Here is a 16381-nt window from a genome sequence, read left to right as displayed (position 1 = left end):
AAACTATTCGCCGCTAAAGCCACTTATAACCGCATTCCTGGACGCTATGTTTCAAGATAATCCGCTGCTTGCTCAGCTTAAACAGCAACTCCATTCCCAAACGCCACGGGTAGAAGGCGTCGTTAAAGCTACCGATAAGGGATTCGGCTTTCTTGAAGCCGACGCTCAAAAGAGTTACTTCATTCCGCCACCGCAAATGAAGAAAGTCATGCACGGTGACCGTATTGTCGCCACAGTGCATACGGAAAAAGAGCGAGAAAGCGTCGAACCAGAATCGTTAGTTGAGCCGTTCCTGACCCGCTTTGTCGGGCGTGTTCAGAAGAAAGACGATCGTCTGGCTATTATTCCTGATCATCCGCTACTGAAAGAATCCATCTCTTGCCACACCGCACACGAGTTGGCGCATGACTTTCAGGAGGGCGACTGGGCTGTAGCGGAAATGCGCCGGCACCCGCTGAAAGGTGATCGCAACTTCCACGCTGAACTAACGCAGTACATTACTAACAGTGAGGATCCTCTGGTCCCATGGTGGGTGACATTGTCACGTCACGATCTGGAGCGCACTGCCCCCGAAGCCGATACTGCCGCACTGGATGACGGAGATTTGCAGCGAGAAGACTTAACCGCGCTAGATTTTGTCACTATCGACAGTGCCAGTACGGAAGATATGGACGATGCCTTGTTCGTACAGGATAACGATGATGGTTCACTGCAACTGACGGTGGCCATTGCCGACCCTACCGCGTATGTCCCTGCTGGCAGTGAACTGGATGCTATTGCGCGTCATCGCGCGTTTACCAATTATTTGCCTGGTTTCAATATCCCGATGCTCCCGCGCCATTTATCGGATGATATCTGCTCACTACGGCCAGGAGAACGTCGCCCAGTACTGGCATGTCGCATGACTATCGCCGACGACGGAACGCTGGATGACATGCACTTCTTCGCCGCCTGGATTGAGTCCAAAGCCAAGCTGGCCTATGACAGTGTTTCTGATTGGCTGGAACAACAAGGTGACTGGCAACCTGCCAGCGAGGCAATTACCCATCAGCTCCGTCTGCTACAACGCGTATGCCTGGCCCGCAGTCACTGGCGCACGACACATGCTCTGGTATTCAAAGATCACCCAGATTACCGTTTCTTATTGGGAGACAAAGGTGAAGTGCTGGATATCGTGGTAGAGCACCGTCGCATTGCCAACCGTATTGTGGAAGAAGCGATGATTGCCGCTAACGTTTGTGCGGCGCAGGTTCTACGTGACAAGCTTGGTTTTGGCATTTACAACGTACATAACGGCTTTGACCCGTCCAAGGTGGAACAAGCGGTCACCGTGCTGGGAAATAATGGTATTCATGCCGATGCGCAACATCTGCTGACATTAGAGGGTTTTTGTGCGTTGCGCCGTGAACTGGATACTCAGCCAACACAATTCCTTGACAGTCGTATCCGTCGTTTTCAGTCATTTGCGGAAGTCAGCACCACGCCTGGGCCGCATTTTGGCCTTGGTCTGGAAGCTTATGCCACCTGGACTTCGCCAATCCGTAAGTACGGAGATATGGTGAATCATCGCCTGCTGAAAGCAATTATTAGTGGTCAGCCGACAGAAAAACCACAGGATGACGTTACTGTGAAGTTGTCAGAACGCCGTCGTTTGAATCGTATGGCTGAACGTGATGTCAGTGACTGGCTGTATGCCCGTTTTCTAAAAGAAAAAGCAGGCACTGACGCACGTTTTCTGGCAGAAATCATGGACGTGACTCGCGGCGGTCTGCGTGTTCGTTTACTGGATAACGGTGCCTCGGCATTTATTCCTGCATCATTTATTCATGCAGTACGTGATGAACTGGCATGCAGCCAGGAAACCGGTACCGTGACGGTGAAAGGTGAAGCGGTATATCGTCAAAGTGATACGCTGGAAGTGACCATTGCTGAAGTTCGTCTGGATACTCGCAACATTATCGCCAAACCAGCAGCTTAAGCTCATCGCGCCATCAGGGTTCTCCTGATGGCACAATTCTCGCTGGATTTATCACTGGAGCACCAATGAAAAAAATTGCTATCGGGAATTCAACGTTACTGACTGCCAACATTTCGTTGGGTTGTATGCGCCTGGCCAGTAAAAGTGTCGATGAGGCAGTTACTATCCTCAACACCGCACGGGATATTGGGATCGATTTATTTGATCACGCCGACATCTATGGGGCTGGAAAATCCGAGGAAATTTTTGCCGCCGCCATGCAGAAATCGGCCATGCCACGCGACGCACTATTTATCCAAAGCAAGTGCGGGATTCGTAAAGGCTGTTTCGATTTCTCCAAAGCACATATTGTCGCTTCGGTAGACGCCAGCTTGCGTCGGCTGCACACCGACTATCTGGATACCCTGTTACTACACCGCCCCGATACGTTATTCGAGCCGGATGAAGTGGCTGCTGCTTTCGACGAACTGGAAACCACTGGCAAGGTGCGCTATTTCGGCGTCAGCAACCAGCATCCGTTACAAATTGAACTACTGAAAAAATCGATACGCCAACCACTGATTGCCAACCAGTTGCAATTCAGTATCATGCATACGCCGATGATTGATGCTGGCCTCAATGTCAATATGACCAACCCGGCATCCGTGAATCATGATGGTGCCGTGCTGGAATACAGCCGCCTTCATGATATGACCATTCAAGCCTGGTCACCTTTTCAGTATGGATTTTTTACTGGCGTATTTCTGGACAATGAGAAATTCCCGCAGCTCAATGCCACCATTGACCGCATTGCCGAGCAATATGGTGTGAAAAATACCGCTATCGCCGTGGCCTGGATCCTGCGCCATCCGGCCAACATGCAGGTGATTGTGGGTAGCATGGACCCCCAGCGCCTGCAAGATATTGCCCTGGCGTCGGAACTGCGCTTAACACGTGAAGAGTGGTACGAAATCTATCGTGCCGCCGGAAATATACTGCCATAACGCAAAACGAGTCCGGCAATGACCGCCAGACTCGTTCTTTCTTGTTTAACTTCTGAGTAATCCGTTATAACACTTTATTATTGCTTGAATATTCACGTCTCCAGTGAAGTAAATTCGTGACATCAGGCAAAATAGATTATTGTCCGTAGTAAGCGTTCTTACCGTGCTTACGCAAGTAGTGTTTATCCAGCAAGGTTTGCTGCATCGGTTCCAGGGTCGGCGTCAGTTGACGTGAAAATATCCCCATATAGGCAATTTCCTCCAGAACAACGGCATTATGCACCGCATTATGAGCATCACTTCCCCAGGCAAAAGGACCGTGCGAATTTACCAACACAGCAGGAATATCGGTGGGAGAAAGATGTCGCTGGTGAAAGGTTTCAACGATAACCTGGCCGGTTTCCCGCTCATAGTGGCCGTTAATCTCGTCATCGGTCATTAATCGGGTACAGGGAATGGCGCCATAGAAGTAATCGGCATGCGTGGTTCCCCATGCCGGTAGATCGTGTCCTGACTGGGCCCAAATAGTGGCATGGCGAGAATGTGTATGGACAATTCCACCGATCGAATCAAAGGCCAGATAAAGCACCCGGTGAGTATCGGTATCTGATGACGGTTTCTTTGAGCCTTCAACTACACGACCTGTCTCCAGCTCTACTACCACCATATCGTTTACTGTCATCACATCGTATTCTACGCCTGAAGGCTTAATCACCATTAATCCTTGCTGACGATCTACCGCGCTGACATTACCCCAGGTAAATGTCACCAAGTGATGCCGAGGTAAGGCCAAATTAGCTTCAAGTACCTGATTTTTAATTTCATCTAACATTATCCACTCCCTTTAGCCATTTCATTCTATTCTCTCGGTGACACGTCACTCCCGGTATGGGCTAAATAGCTAAAGATCTGTCAGCGTTCTGCTGCACCAGCAGAAGTATAACCAGACTGGCAAGTCTGACAGATCTCGCGTTGACAACAACGGCAATGAGGACTGTACTATGAACAGAATTAAGAGTTTTTACCTGTTACCGCTAATATCGATGATTATACTGACGCCTGGGTGATGTAAGGCAAAGAATTTATGTTTTATTTCAGGAAAAGCACGAACAACAATATTTTCCTCATTTCAGGCCAGCAATAATCTTGTTTAAAACGTAAAGCGGATCCAACGGGAGAAAACCATGAAAGTAAACCAACGTTTAGTCATAGCCGCCATGGCAATAGCACTAACCATCGGGTTGAGCGGTTGCTCCAATATGTCCAAACGTGATCGAAATACGGCTATTGGTGCTGGCGCTGGTGCGATCGGCGGTTCAGTTCTGACCCACGGTAGTGTATTGGGAACAGTGGGAGGCGCGGCTGTAGGTGGTATTGTCGGTCATGAAGTCACTAAGTGATTTCCTGTGCAGGCTCTATTTTCCGAGCCTGCATTATCATTGCGTCATCGATGGTTTTTTGCAGTCACCGTTAGCCTCCCGCCAGTTTTACCTTCATCCCTTTGGCTTCCAACAACTGTTTCAGCAGATCGCGTTTATCACCCTGAACCTCAATCACACCGTCTTTTACCGAACCACCACAACCACATCGTTTTTTTAGTTCACCGGCCAGTTTTTCCAGTGCGGCATCATCAAGATCGACACCGGTGATAACACAGACACCTTTACCTTTACGTCCACTGGTCTGACGCTGAATACGGACAATACCATCACCCTGGGGGCGTGATACTGACGCGTCTTCCGGTTTAATGCGGCCGCTTTCCGTTGTATACACCAGACGGCTGTTATCATCATTCATCATTATTTCCCTTGCAGTGACAGCAGGATATCTTTCAATGCCTGAGCCGGATCCGCAGACTGAGTAATAGGGCGACCAATAACCATATAATCAACACCAGCCTGCAGCGCCTGTTCCGGTGTCATAATACGCCGCTGATCGCCCGCCTGGCTGCCAGCCGGACGGATACCCGGCGTCACCAGCGAAAACCCGGCGCCACATACCTGTTTCAAATGCTCAGCTTCATGCGCAGAACACACTACCCCATCTAATCCACACTGTTGAGTCAGCATAGCCAGTCGTTCAGCTTGTTCTGCCGGCGACGATGTAATACCAAGACCACGTAAATCATCGGCGTCCATACTGGTTAGTACCGTCACGGCAATTAACCGAGGTGCTTCACTACCAAACGGATGCAACGCCTCTTTAGCCGCCACCATCATGCGAGCACCACCGCTGGCGTGAACATTCACCATCCACACGCCCAATTCGGCAGCAGCGGCCACGGCACGCGCCGTGGTATTGGGAATATCGTGAAATTTCAGGTCGAGAAAAACATCAAAACCACGCTGTTGCAAATCCTTGACCAACCGTGGACCAAACAGTGTAAACATCTCCTTGCCTACCTTCAGGCGGCAATCTTGCGGATCGATGTGATCAACAAAATCATAGGCAGCACGCTGATCGGCGTAATCGAGCGCAACGATAATCGGTGATGTGGTTGATGCTTTTTTCTGCCCTACAGTTTCGACATTCACGAGTATTTCCCTCAATTACACATGCTGATAAGTAAAGCCCTACTTTCCCGCCGCGCATTCTACATGTCCAGACCAGCAAATCCCAGCCGCCTGGAAAGCATTACCAGTCTATTGCCTGATGGTCAGCACCAGAAGAGTAAATGCACTATTAGTATGTTGTAACTAAAATCAGATAAATAAAACATTTTCCACGGCTATTCACCATCAAGGCCGCGAATGGGCTTGATACTGGCCCACGTCCGACAGGAAGGACAATGCCAGTATAGTGACTGTGATGTAAATCCACATTTATTACAACTATAGCGGGGTTTTGTCTGGACTTGCTCACCGACCATCTTACGCAATACAACCAGGCTCTCTTTGGCTCTTCCGTCCTCTGCCTCTCGCAAATGAAAGTCCATCAGCCGGTGAAATCCTCGCATGGTAGGGTGTCGCTGAATCTGGCGGTTGATATAGATCTGAGCGACTTCGGTACCGTCTTCTCGTTCAATAATATCCGCCAGCATCAGTTCTGCGGTGGCGCCAGTGTTTTCCTCCACGCACCGTTTCAAAAACGCAGACCAATCCTGAGGTTGATGTAAATGCTGATAGCACTCCTCCAGCATCGGCAACGTTTCACTGACAAAATCCCTATCCTGCTCCAACACTTGTTGCAACGCCGCGATCGCTGGGGAAAACTGCTGCTGGGCCATATAAATACGCCCTATCATGATAGAAGCGCGAGCACACTGATTATCCGATGCTATGGCTTTCTTCAACAACGCCATGGCTTTGTTCAAATCATCATTACCCATGAATTGCAGTGCCAGTTCACAGTAAAAGTGGGCGATCTCTACCCGCAATCGGTCGGTGCCCAATTTGACCAGTTTTTCCGCCGTATCAATAGCGGTCTGCCAGTCACTGGTCGCCTGATAAATCTGCAGTAATTGCTGTAACGCACTGAGGCGAAAATCTTCTTCATCCACCAATTGTTTGAATATTTTTTCGGCACGGTCATACAGCCCTGCCGTCATATAATCGCGCCCCAGTTGCTGTACGGCCAGCAAACGTTGTTCAAACGTCAACGCGGTACTTTCCGTCAATGCCTGGTGGATACGGATGGCGCGGTCAACCTCACCACGTGAGCGAAACAGATTTCCCAGTGTAAGGTGAGCCTCAAAGGTGTTGGTATCGTCCTTAAGCATATCAAGGAATAGCTCAACCGCTTTATCCTGCTGATTGGATAACAGAAAGTTGACACCTGTCACATAATCCCGCGACAGACGGTTAGCTTCATCCTGTTTATCCTGCTGTGCGCTTCTGCGACCCATATACCAGCCATACGCAGCGGCAACTGGCAGCAACAGAAACAGCAGTTCTAACATAGGGAGTGATTCCTTAGTGGGTCGTTGTTTGCTCAGGTGGTGTCACGTTGACTTCATCAGTGATGGGTAATTGCTGCTCAAGGCGTTTGACTTTACGTTGTTCACGCCCTAGCGCAATGCGTACCCGCAGATAAAACAGACCGCAGATCACCCATCCCAAAATGAACCCGACCGCAAACAGTGTCGCCAACAACGTTGAAAGCTGATATTCGCCCTGTGCAACCAGATAATTAAAGGTAATAACCTGATCGTTATGCGCGCCCAGTGTGACAGAAATAATGAATATCGCCAGCACGAGGAGAAAAATTAGCATGTATTTCACGTTTTGTTCCTGTGATATCGCGTTAACCGCATGAATTATGCCAAATTTCGGCGGTAAACCCCACTAAATTAGCATTTCTGCTCCGCGGTGGGAAATGCTGTCTGGTTGAGATACGAGATACAACTGGCGTTCAGATATCAGTTCAACTGCTGCAGAAACAGAGATATGTACCGAGGGAAAACCCCATTAGCTGGCTGATTCCCACATTTCACTTATCACAGGGTTAAAAACACAACACTGACGCTTTAATGGTTTCTGATATGAAAATCACCACAACATCATAAAGGATAACGCGCTTATTCCATTAAGCGCGTTATCCTGAATCAATTTTCGTCGTAAGAGAGAAAGACGTTAATCCGAGCGATCCGCAAATACTTGCCTTACCTGTTTTCTGTATCCTTGGGCGGCACTGGCAAACAACCACAGTACTGGCTCAACCATGTCGCGACCATAGCCAATATTCCACTGATCACCGTTGCCATTATCAGATCCTGTGGCCAATGCATCCCCAATGCCAACCGACTGCCCATCACCCCGATGGCCCATATCATCAATAGCGTTACCGTTACATAATGACGTCGTGTCCATAACAACCCGACCCCCATCAATGCCCAAGTGGCCGCAAACAGCGTATGTCCGGAAGGAAAAGCAAACCCATGTTCACCCTGCCAGTAATGGCGCAGCCACAGGGGGGGTTGTTCCACATTGCGCGGTTCTTTTGCCAATCCAGTGTGGGTATTACCGAGTGAGAAATAGAAATAGTGACTGTCAACCTGATGTTTTTTTTCCAGCCAAACAACAAAAGGGCGCGGTTCCTGGACCCAGTTTTTAATGACAGATTTCACGCCCTGTCCCAGCAGAATGGTCATAGCCATAATGGCTATCAACGCTAATGCCGGTGCCCATCGAAAACGTAGACACCACGAAAACCAAAGACTCAACCCCACGCAGGTTAATACCCCCCACGGTGAAGAGACCGTTTCCGTTATCCAAAATAATACCAGTAGCCACCAGCCAGAGACGTCAGGTCTCCATTGCCAGCCAGTTACCCAGATAATTAGCGGCATCAACAGCAATACTATTACACCCAGCACAGTTCGTCTGGCGAGTTCGTACATCATTTCTCCCTATTTTTCAGCGGGATATAAAGCAACATATTTTTCACAATTTTACCAGAAAACAGGACATAAGCAGCCACTATGGCGTAAAATACCTCCCGGTTCTATCAACGACACTGCTACAACGTTAGCCATTTCGTCATCGATCAAGCACCGACAACCACATACATCGATCTGATTCGAGTCAGATCTTGGGCTGATTAAGGTTCCCATCCAACGGTAGGATGCGCATCAGTATTTTTTGTTTTGGAGATTAACATGCAGCTAAAGCGGGTGGCAGAAGCCAAATTGCCTACACCTTGGGGTGATTTTCTGATGGTCGGTTTTGAAGAAATAGCGACCGGTCAGGATCATCTGGCCTTGGTATACGGTGATATTTCCGGTCCGGAGCCGGTTTTAGCCAGAGTGCATTCAGAATGTCTGACCGGAGATGCACTATTCAGTCTGCGTTGTGATTGTGGTTTTCAGTTAGAAGCGGCGCTTAACCATATTGCTGAAGAAGGCCGCGGAATACTGCTTTACCATCGTCAGGAAGGTCGTAATATCGGTTTGCTGAACAAGATTCGGGCCTATGCGTTACAAGACAAAGGAGCTGATACTGTTGAAGCTAATCATCAGTTGGGTTTTGCCGCCGACGAACGTGATTTCACCCTTTGTGCCGATATGTTCAAGTTATTGCATGTTGGTGCCGTACGCCTGCTGACCAATAATCCACAAAAGGTCAAAATCTTAAGCGAAGCAGGTATTAATATAGTGGAACGTGTTCCGTTGATCGTCGGTCGTAACCCGAAAAATGAACGTTATCTAGCCACCAAAGCCGCCAAGATGGGCCATCTACTGGATATAAAGTAATACCTGTCAAAATTTCCCCAGACGATAAATCCATCATCTGGGGCAGAAAAACCAATAGGTAACGGTGTAAATATCCAGCAAACGCATTAACAATATGACCGCGCTGGCACAGAACCCGATCTGCGCCAACGGATAAATTACAACATTCCACGAATGACATAGTGCAAGATACCGTCGTTCTGGAAATAAATCAGTTCGTTGCGTGTATCAATACGGCACAGCGTGTCAATCACCTGTTGCTGACCATCCTGTCGGGTGATCTTTACGGTTACGGTACAACCAGGGTGAAGCGTAGTCAGTCCAGTAATATCAATTTGCTCATCACCGGTGAGCTGTAATGTTTTGCGCGTTACACCTGCCGGAAATGATAACGGTAAAATACCCATCCCGATCAGATTGGAGCGGTGAATACGTTCAAACGATTCGGCAATCACAACTCGCACACCGAGCAAACGAGGGCCTTTCGCTGCCCAGTCACGGCTGGAACCTGACCCATATTCCTTACCGGCGATCAACGCCAGCGGTAAATTCTCGTCCTGATAACGCATTGCAGCATCATAAATCGTCATTTCATCCTGCGATGGTATATTCCGGGTGTATCCACCCTCTTTACCAGGCACCATCTCATTGCGGATGCGAATGTTGGCAAACGTGCCACGCATCATCACTTCATGATTACCACGTCGTGAACCATAAGAATTAAACGCTTCGGTTGCCACCCCATGTTCCAGCAGATAATGCCCGGCCGGGCTATCCTCTTTGATGTTGCCCGCAGGAGAGATATGGTCAGTCGTGACGGAATCACCCAGTATCGCCAGAATACGAGCACCGTTAATATCCTGTACTGGTGTAGGTTCCGGTGACATCTCATCGAAAAAGGGTATCTTACGAATATAAGTGGAATCTACCGGCCAATCATAGGTGGCCTTGTCCTCTACCAGAATATCCTGCCACTCCTGCGTTCCGGTGAACACCGACGCATACTCTTTTCTAAACATATCCGCATTGACCTGCAATACCGCGTTCGCCACCGCTTTCGCTGATGGCCAGATATCACGTAAATAAACCGCCTTCCCCTGTTCATCCTCACCCAGCGGATCACTCGTCAAATTCACGTCCATATTGCCAGCCAACGCATAAGCCACTACCAGCGGTGGAGAAGCCAGCCAGTTGGTTTTCACCAGCGGGTGAATACGACCTTCAAAGTTACGATTACCGGACAGCACGGCGCCAACCGTCAGATCCTTCTCTTTTATCGCGTGCTCAATGGCTGTGGGTAACAATCCCGAGTTGCCAATGCAGGTAGTACACCCATATCCCACCAGATTAAAACCCAACTGGTCGAGGGAGTCAGTCAATCCTGCTTTGGCGAAATAATCCGTTACGACCCGAGAACCAGGTGCCAGAGAGGTTTTCACCCAGGGTTTCGTCTTCAACCCACGCTTGACCGCATTCTGGGCCAACAATCCGGCTGCCATCATGACGCTGGGGTTAGATGTATTGGTACAGGACGTAATTGCAGCAATGACTACCGCGCCTTGGCTGAGGCGACAATCTTCCCCTTCCGGTAAAGAGGTGTCGTCATCCGGCTGACGAGCGGTTGCAAGATCCAGCTCAAGCGTGGCCTGAAAAGCGTTGGGAACATCCACCAGCGCTACCCGATCTTGTGGACGTTTAGGGCCCGCCAGACTGGTTTCTACATTATTCATATCCAGCGTCAATTGGCTGGTAAACCGGGGTTCATCACCAGCATATCGCCACAACCCCTGCTGTTTGCAGTAAGCTTCCACCAGTGCAATCTGATCGTCACTGCGATTCGTCAACCGCAAATAGTCCAGCGTAATATCGTCGACCGGGAAAAAGCCGCAGGTTGCACCATATTCCGGCGCCATATTGGCAATCGTCGCACGATCAGCCAGTGCCAGGTGATCAAGCCCGTCACCATAAAATTCAACGAATTTACCCACGACACCCTGTTTACGCAGTATCTGCGTGACATTCAGCACCAAGTCCGTTGCCGTAATACCTTCTCGCAGTCTACCGGTAAGCTGAAAACCGACGACATCGGGAATCAACATTGAAACCGGCTGTCCCAGCATCGCCGCTTCAGCTTCAATACCACCAACCCCCCAGCCCAATACGCCGAGAGCGTTGATCATCGTGGTATGAGAATCCGTCCCCACCAACGTATCCGGGTAAGCAACACATTCTTCCTTTTGCTTTTCATGCCAGACAACTTTTGCGAGATATTCCAGATTCACCTGGTGGCAAATCCCGGTACCTGGCGGCACGACTCTAAAATGGTGGAAGGCTTTCTGTCCCCAGCGTAAAAAAGCATAACGCTCATAATTACGCACCATTTCCAAACGCGTATTTTCCACCAGAGCCTGATTGTCGCCAAAATAATCGACGGTCACGGAGTGATCAATCACCAAATCCACTGGGGTTAATGGGTTGACCTTATTGACATCTCCTCCAAGCCGCTGCACTGCTGCCCGCATCGCCGCCAGATCGACGACAGCCGGCACGCCGGTAAAATCCTGCATTAATACACGGGATGGACGGTACGCAATCTCACGTTCGGCGTGACCGGTATCTTGCCATGCAACCAGTGCTTCCAGATCGGCATCCTGCACAGCATCGCCATCCTGATGGCGCAACAGATTTTCCAGCAGAACCTTGAGCGATTTAGGCAACCTATCAATATTACCCAACCGCTGAGCAGCCAAAGACAAACTATAGTAGTTATAAGATTGTTCTCGGACGGTGAGTGTAGCGACACAAGCTTCACGAAGTTGAGATGACATACTTCCTCCCGGGTGACTGAGTATCTATCTGAAGAAGCATGATTTATGGTAACCCGCCTCTTCATTTGGATAGATTTTTCGTGCTGGTGTTCTCGTTTGCAGCTCCGACGAATGCTATCCAGCCCGAATTTTATGATCTTCTTTAAAGATAACACAAACTAAAAATAACATTTTGTTAACATTAAAATTGATAATAGAAATCACCTATACCTATCAAAATACTTACCGTTCTTTCAGCTTTGCCCCTGAGCTTCAACAATAGTCATTATTCTGTGTCAGACAGGCTAAATTGGCAGGAGACATGACAACATAATCAGCGTGCCATTGATTTTTCAGATCAAATAATCTGAGAGACAACGCACAGCGAGAGGATGTAATTTATAGCAATAATACCTTACTTATTTTTTAATAAAATCATACATATTATTATCAATTTGCAACAAGAAACTCTCTCGACGCTTAAGGAAGGAATAGCACATGAAACTTTATTACAAACCGGGGAGTTGCTCCTTGTTTCCCCACATCATCCTGCATGAAACAAGGACTCGGTTCACATTGGAAAAAGTCGACCTGCGCACCAAAAAAACCGAACAGGATAGGGATTATTTGCTAATTAACCGAAAAGGATTGGTACCGGCCCTTGAACTGGACGATGGCTCTATTTTAACAGAGACCGTCGCTATTGCGCTTTATCTGGCGGATAAGGCGCCACAATATAATCTTATTGCCCCTCCGAATACTATTCACCATTATCACGCCATTGAATGGCTGAATTATATTGCTACTGAATTACATAAATCATTCTCGCCGTTGTTCCGCCCGGGAACGCCTGAATCGTATAAAGATCTTTTACGCAGCTATCTGGAGCAGCGCTTTCGCTATATCAATGAAGTGTTAAGTGAGCATGACTGCCTGGTCGGTAATCGTTTCGGTGTAGCCGATGCCTATTTGTATACGATTGCTCGTTGGGCACAGGCACTTAAATTTGATCTTACGCATTTCCCTGCACTGAAGGCTTATCTGGAGAGGATTGAGGTACGCCCATCGGTGGAAAAAGCGTTAACAGCAGAAGGATTATTGTTGCTGTAAAGTACGAGGAATGCCTCCGCTCTCGCGGAGGCTGACGCCATCAGTTAAGACGTACCGCCTGAAAATGGTGGCGAGGATTCGCGATGCCGTCTTGGGCTGCAACCAACTGAAGTTCATACTGATTCATTTCTCTGGTCATCAGCATCACCTCATAAACAGCAGCAGTGGTATGTTCCAACGCTTTTTCCAGCGCGACGCCTTTAAGGAGATTAACCAAGAGTAAACCGCTAGTAAGATCACCCACACCCACTGGCTGACGCTCACCAAAATCCACCAGTGGACGACTGATATGCCACGCTTCCGTCGGCGTAACCAGCAGCATTTCAAAACTGTCACTACGGTACGCTGCCCGACTGAGATGTTTTACCAACACCAACTTTGGTCCTCGCTGGCACAATTCACGACAAGCCTGTACGGCTTCATCAACACTCTGTACAGCACGACCGCTTAGCAGTTCCAGTTCCGGTAGGTTTGGTGCAATAGCATCACTGGCCTGCAATGACTGATTACAATGGAAATCCGTCACTCCAGGCGCCACAATGCATCCTTTTTCCGGCGTCCCCATTACCGGGTCGCAAAAATAAACGGCATGCGGATTGATCGCTTTCACCTGTCTGACAATATCCAGAATATGTCCGCCCTGCTCTGGCGAACCGATATAGCCACTCAACACCGCATCACAATCTTTAAGGCGATCGATATCATTGATGCCTTGAATAACATCAGTCAAATGACTGGCAGGCATAACGCACCCGGTCCATTTCCCATATTGTGTGTGATTGGAAAACTGAACGGTATTCAGTGGCCACACATTAACACCCATCCGGCGCATAGGAAATTCAGCTGCACTATTCCCTGCATGACCAAAAACAACATGTGATTGAATTGACAATATATTTTTCATAAATCGTTGTTATCCCTGCCTGCACCTTTCATACATACTCTTGATAAACAAGGACACGATAAACCCAGGTGCTGGTCAATCAAAAGAGCGGTTATACCGGGTTCAGTCCAGAGGGATAAGCCCTTACGAGAGCCTCATCCCCATGCCGTCCCGGATATCGCCTTCAAATGATAAACATCAGGAACCGAAAGTCCTTTTTTGATTATCGCCGTTATACCTGCCAGCAAATCAGGCAGTAATGTTTTTTACCCCGACGCAGTAACGTATAACGGCCAAACAGACGATCGGTATCCTTGAAGGTGTATTCAGCGTCGGCTATTTTTTCACCATTCACTGTTACCGCATTGGAAGAAATCATCGTGCGGGCCTGACCACGAGACGGTACCAGTTCAGCACTGACCAGCGCTTGCTGTAAATCAGCCCCCTGATCCAGCGAAATGGTCGGCATCCCATCCTGCGCCAGTTGGGCGAAATCCTCTATCGTCATATCCTGCAATGAACCCGAGAAGAGACTCTGGGTAATTCGCTGCGCAGCAGCAAGACCGGCTTCGCCATGTACCATCCGGGTCACCTTTTCAGCCAGTACATACTGGGCTCGCGGGGCTTTACCACTGTTTTTATCTTCATCTTCCAAGGCATTGATCTCTTCCATGCTCAGGAAAGTAAAGAATTTCAGGAAGCGATAAACATCTGCGTCAGCAGTATTTATCCAGAACTGATAAAACTTATAAGGGCTGGTCTTACTGGCATCCAGCCAGACGGCTCCCCCCTCGGTCTTGCCGAATTTGGTACCGTCAGCTTTGGTAATCAGCGGGACAGTTAAGCCAAATGTCTGCTTCTGATTCATACGTCGGGTTAAATCGATCCCAGACGTGATATTGCCCCATTGGTCCGAGCCGCCAATCTGTAATTCGACATTCAATTGGGTATTCAAGGCAGCAAAATCATAGCCCTGCAACAAATTGTAAGAGAATTCAGTAAAGGAGATGCCGACATCATCACGGTTCAGTCGCTGCTTCACAGCTTCTTTGTTAATCATCTGGTTCACAGAGAAATGCTTACCGATATCGCGCAGGAAGGTCAACACGTTCATATTGCCAAACCAGTCATAGTTATTAACGGCAATGGCACTGTTTTCACCACAGTCAAAATCGAGGAATGGCGCGACCTGACGGCGGATTTTATCTACCCATTCTCCAACAGTTTCTTCCGTGTTCAACTTGCGTTCGGTCGCTTTAAAACTGGGATCACCAATCAGCCCCGTTGCCCCACCGACTAATGCTACTGGTTTATGGCCCGCCATTTGGAAACGTTTCAGACACAGCAGAGGAACCAGATGCCCCAAATGCAAGCTGTCAGCCGTCGGATCGAAACCGCAATATAGAGCAATCGGCCCTTGCGCCAGTCGCTCTGCTAACGCATCCTCATCCGTTACCTGAGCTACCAGGCCTCGCTCTTGCAATTGTTTAATCAGGTTACTACTCGCCATCGATAACTCCATTTTTATGCAAAAAAATCATGTCGCATGTTCAGCAGAATGACTATCATCGAACATGACAGGTTTAATTATCCCCAGGATAAATGAGGAAAAAAGACGATATCTGTTTCTGATGCGTCAGTTTGTGGCCTATGTTGCCTTTAAAGCGCCAGCAACACGAAGCTTCATAGAATAAAGCGCTCCCGACGGGAGCGCCAGTGGGTTAATAGGGATATTTCACACTTAAGGCGCCAAACGGTCTACTTGCCAACCATTTTCCTGACGTTGATAGAAAAAACGATCATGCAGGCGATGAACTCCGCCTTGCCAGAACTCCATGCTATCAATGTTGACACGAAATCCGCCCCAGAAGCTGGGTAAAGGAACTTCGCCATTTTGAAATTTTTGTTTAAGCTCCAGAAACTTACTTTCCAGAATTCCACGGGTAGAAATTCGACTGGATTGTTTTGATACCCAGGCACCAATCTGACTGTCTTTAGGCCGACTGTGGAAGTACTTTAGCACATCCAGTGCCGGCAGTTTCTCGGCTCGCCCCAGAACAATGACCTGCCGGTCCAACATATGCCAGGGAAATAACAGACTGATATGGGAGTTGTTCATCAGTTGCTGGGCTTTTCTGCTCCCCATATTGGTGTAGAACACCATCCCTTTTTCATCATAGTGCTTTAGTAGCACAATCCGTTGATAAGGTTGCCCCTGCTCGTCTACTGTCGCCACACACATTGCAGTGGGGTCAGCAAGCCGAGCTTCACACGCTTGTTTTAGCCACCGTTCAAACAGGTCAAGTGGGTTTTCCGTCAAATCATGGCGCCGAAGGCCACTGCGAGTATATTCACGACGTAAGTCCGCAATATCTGTCGTGCTTTCTGTTACCGGCACTGCGGTTATCGTATTGCGCGAATTTTCATTTTCCATCATCATTGAGTCCTGCC

General features: G+C 48.6%; 15 protein-coding genes. 5 read left to right on the top strand and 10 right to left on the bottom strand.

Features of this window, described 5'->3' with window-relative positions; genetic code table 11:
- Positions 1-46: 46 nt before the first annotated feature.
- Together RS889_RS09955 and RS889_RS09950 are read left to right on the top strand one after the other, a co-directional pair.
- The gene (locus tag RS889_RS09955) at positions 47-1978 is read left to right on the top strand and encodes an exoribonuclease II (protein ID WP_315710518.1); all 1932 of its coding nucleotides are present in this window, start codon (positions 47-49) and stop codon (positions 1976-1978) included.
- Positions 1979-2043: 65 nt separating this feature from the next.
- Positions 2044-2961: an aldo/keto reductase gene (locus RS889_RS09950; protein WP_315710516.1), complete on the top strand. Its 918-nt coding sequence runs from the start codon at positions 2044-2046 to the stop codon at positions 2959-2961.
- Positions 2962-3097: 136 nt separating this feature from the next.
- On the opposite strand, the gene araD is transcribed toward RS889_RS09950, so the two are convergent.
- Positions 3098-3793: an L-ribulose-5-phosphate 4-epimerase gene (araD, locus tag RS889_RS09945; RefSeq protein ID WP_021016263.1), complete on the bottom strand. Its 696-nt coding sequence runs from the start codon at positions 3791-3793 to the stop codon at positions 3098-3100.
- A gap of 352 nt (positions 3794-4145) precedes the next feature.
- On the opposite strand from araD, the gene osmB reads away from it, so the two are divergent.
- The gene (gene osmB, locus RS889_RS09940; protein WP_315710514.1) at positions 4146-4361 is read left to right on the top strand and encodes an osmotically-inducible lipoprotein OsmB; all 216 of its coding nucleotides are present in this window, start codon (positions 4146-4148) and stop codon (positions 4359-4361) included.
- A gap of 70 nt (positions 4362-4431) precedes the next feature.
- Here the strand turns inward: osmB and yciH are convergent, their stop codons facing one another.
- From yciH to pgpB, 5 genes are all read right to left on the bottom strand, one after another.
- Entirely contained in the window at positions 4432-4758 is a 327-nt protein-coding gene (yciH, locus tag RS889_RS09935) for a stress response translation initiation inhibitor YciH (protein WP_315710977.1), read from the bottom strand.
- 2 nt (positions 4759-4760) lie between these two features.
- The gene (pyrF, locus tag RS889_RS09930) at positions 4761-5495 is read right to left on the bottom strand and encodes an orotidine-5'-phosphate decarboxylase (protein ID WP_315710512.1); all 735 of its coding nucleotides are present in this window, start codon (positions 5493-5495) and stop codon (positions 4761-4763) included.
- A gap of 194 nt (positions 5496-5689) precedes the next feature.
- Positions 5690-6859, bottom strand: coding sequence for a lipopolysaccharide assembly protein LapB (gene lapB, locus RS889_RS09925; RefSeq protein ID WP_021016267.1), 1170 nt, complete (start codon positions 6857-6859; stop codon positions 5690-5692).
- A 13-nt stretch (positions 6860-6872) separates the two neighbouring features.
- Positions 6873-7181 carry a LapA family protein gene (locus RS889_RS09920; RefSeq protein ID WP_290179246.1) on the bottom strand — a complete coding sequence of 103 codons (309 nt, stop codon included), beginning with the start codon at positions 7179-7181 and terminating at the stop codon, positions 6873-6875.
- A 380-nt stretch (positions 7182-7561) separates the two neighbouring features.
- Entirely contained in the window at positions 7562-8299 is a 738-nt protein-coding gene (gene pgpB / locus RS889_RS09915; RefSeq protein WP_315710975.1) for a phosphatidylglycerophosphatase B, read from the bottom strand.
- A gap of 258 nt (positions 8300-8557) precedes the next feature.
- Between pgpB and ribA the strand changes: the two genes are divergently transcribed.
- The gene (ribA, locus tag RS889_RS09910; protein WP_021016270.1) at positions 8558-9151 is read left to right on the top strand and encodes a GTP cyclohydrolase II; all 594 of its coding nucleotides are present in this window, start codon (positions 8558-8560) and stop codon (positions 9149-9151) included.
- Positions 9152-9288: 137 nt separating this feature from the next.
- Here the strand turns inward: ribA and acnA are convergent, their stop codons facing one another.
- A complete protein-coding gene (acnA, locus tag RS889_RS09905; RefSeq protein WP_315710510.1) occupies positions 9289-11958 on the bottom strand; it encodes an aconitate hydratase AcnA in 2670 nt (889 codons plus the stop codon).
- Between the two features lie 477 nt (positions 11959-12435).
- On the opposite strand from acnA, the gene gstA reads away from it, so the two are divergent.
- Positions 12436-13047 (top strand): glutathione transferase GstA, encoded by a 612-nt coding sequence (gene gstA, locus RS889_RS09900; RefSeq protein WP_021016272.1) that lies wholly within the window; start codon positions 12436-12438, stop codon positions 13045-13047.
- Positions 13048-13087: 40 nt separating this feature from the next.
- On the opposite strand, the gene pdxY is transcribed toward gstA, so the two are convergent.
- From pdxY to pdxH, 3 genes are all read right to left on the bottom strand, one after another.
- Complete coding sequence (pdxY, locus tag RS889_RS09895) at positions 13088-13951, bottom strand: pyridoxal kinase PdxY (protein WP_021016273.1); 864 nt, start codon at positions 13949-13951, stop codon at positions 13088-13090.
- Positions 13952-14162: 211 nt separating this feature from the next.
- Positions 14163-15440: a tyrosine--tRNA ligase gene (tyrS, locus tag RS889_RS09890; protein WP_315710509.1), complete on the bottom strand. Its 1278-nt coding sequence runs from the start codon at positions 15438-15440 to the stop codon at positions 14163-14165.
- A gap of 231 nt (positions 15441-15671) precedes the next feature.
- Positions 15672-16364, bottom strand: a complete 693-nt coding sequence (gene pdxH / locus RS889_RS09885; protein WP_315710973.1) for a pyridoxamine 5'-phosphate oxidase — start codon at positions 16362-16364, stop codon at positions 15672-15674.
- Between the last annotated feature and the right edge of the window lie 17 nt (positions 16365-16381).

The sequence above is a fragment of the Brenneria uluponensis genome, assembly GCF_032395385.1.
Taxonomy (GTDB): Bacteria; Pseudomonadota; Gammaproteobacteria; order Enterobacterales; family Enterobacteriaceae; genus Prodigiosinella; species Prodigiosinella aquatilis.
This window is presented reverse-complemented; position numbering and strand designations above follow the sequence as displayed.

Bases quoted from the DNA above. Each gene is read 5' to 3' on its own strand.
- RS889_RS09955 (WP_315710518.1), top strand. From the start codon at position 47: ATGTTTCAAGATAATCCGCTGCTTGCTCAGCTTAAACAGCAACTCCAT.
- RS889_RS09950 (WP_315710516.1), top strand. From the start codon at position 2,044: ATGAAAAAAATTGCTATCGGGAATTCAACGTTACTGACTGCCAACATT.
- araD (WP_021016263.1), bottom strand. From the start codon at position 3,793: ATGTTAGATGAAATTAAAAATCAGGTACTTGAAGCTAATTTGGCCTTA.
- osmB (WP_315710514.1), top strand. From the start codon at position 4,146: ATGAAAGTAAACCAACGTTTAGTCATAGCCGCCATGGCAATAGCACTA.
- yciH (WP_315710977.1), bottom strand. From the start codon at position 4,758: ATGAATGATGATAACAGCCGTCTGGTGTATACAACGGAAAGCGGCCGC.
- lapB (WP_021016267.1), bottom strand. From the start codon at position 6,859: ATGTTAGAACTGCTGTTTCTGTTGCTGCCAGTTGCCGCTGCGTATGGC.
- pgpB (WP_315710975.1), bottom strand. From the start codon at position 8,299: ATGTACGAACTCGCCAGACGAACTGTGCTGGGTGTAATAGTATTGCTG.
- ribA (WP_021016270.1), top strand. From the start codon at position 8,558: ATGCAGCTAAAGCGGGTGGCAGAAGCCAAATTGCCTACACCTTGGGGT.
- acnA (WP_315710510.1), bottom strand. From the start codon at position 11,958: ATGTCATCTCAACTTCGTGAAGCTTGTGTCGCTACACTCACCGTCCGA.
- gstA (WP_021016272.1), top strand. From the start codon at position 12,436: ATGAAACTTTATTACAAACCGGGGAGTTGCTCCTTGTTTCCCCACATC.
- pdxY (WP_021016273.1), bottom strand. From the start codon at position 13,951: ATGAAAAATATATTGTCAATTCAATCACATGTTGTTTTTGGTCATGCA.
- tyrS (WP_315710509.1), bottom strand. From the start codon at position 15,440: ATGGCGAGTAGTAACCTGATTAAACAATTGCAAGAGCGAGGCCTGGTA.
- pdxH (WP_315710973.1), bottom strand. From the start codon at position 16,364: ATGGAAAATGAAAATTCGCGCAATACGATAACCGCAGTGCCGGTAACA.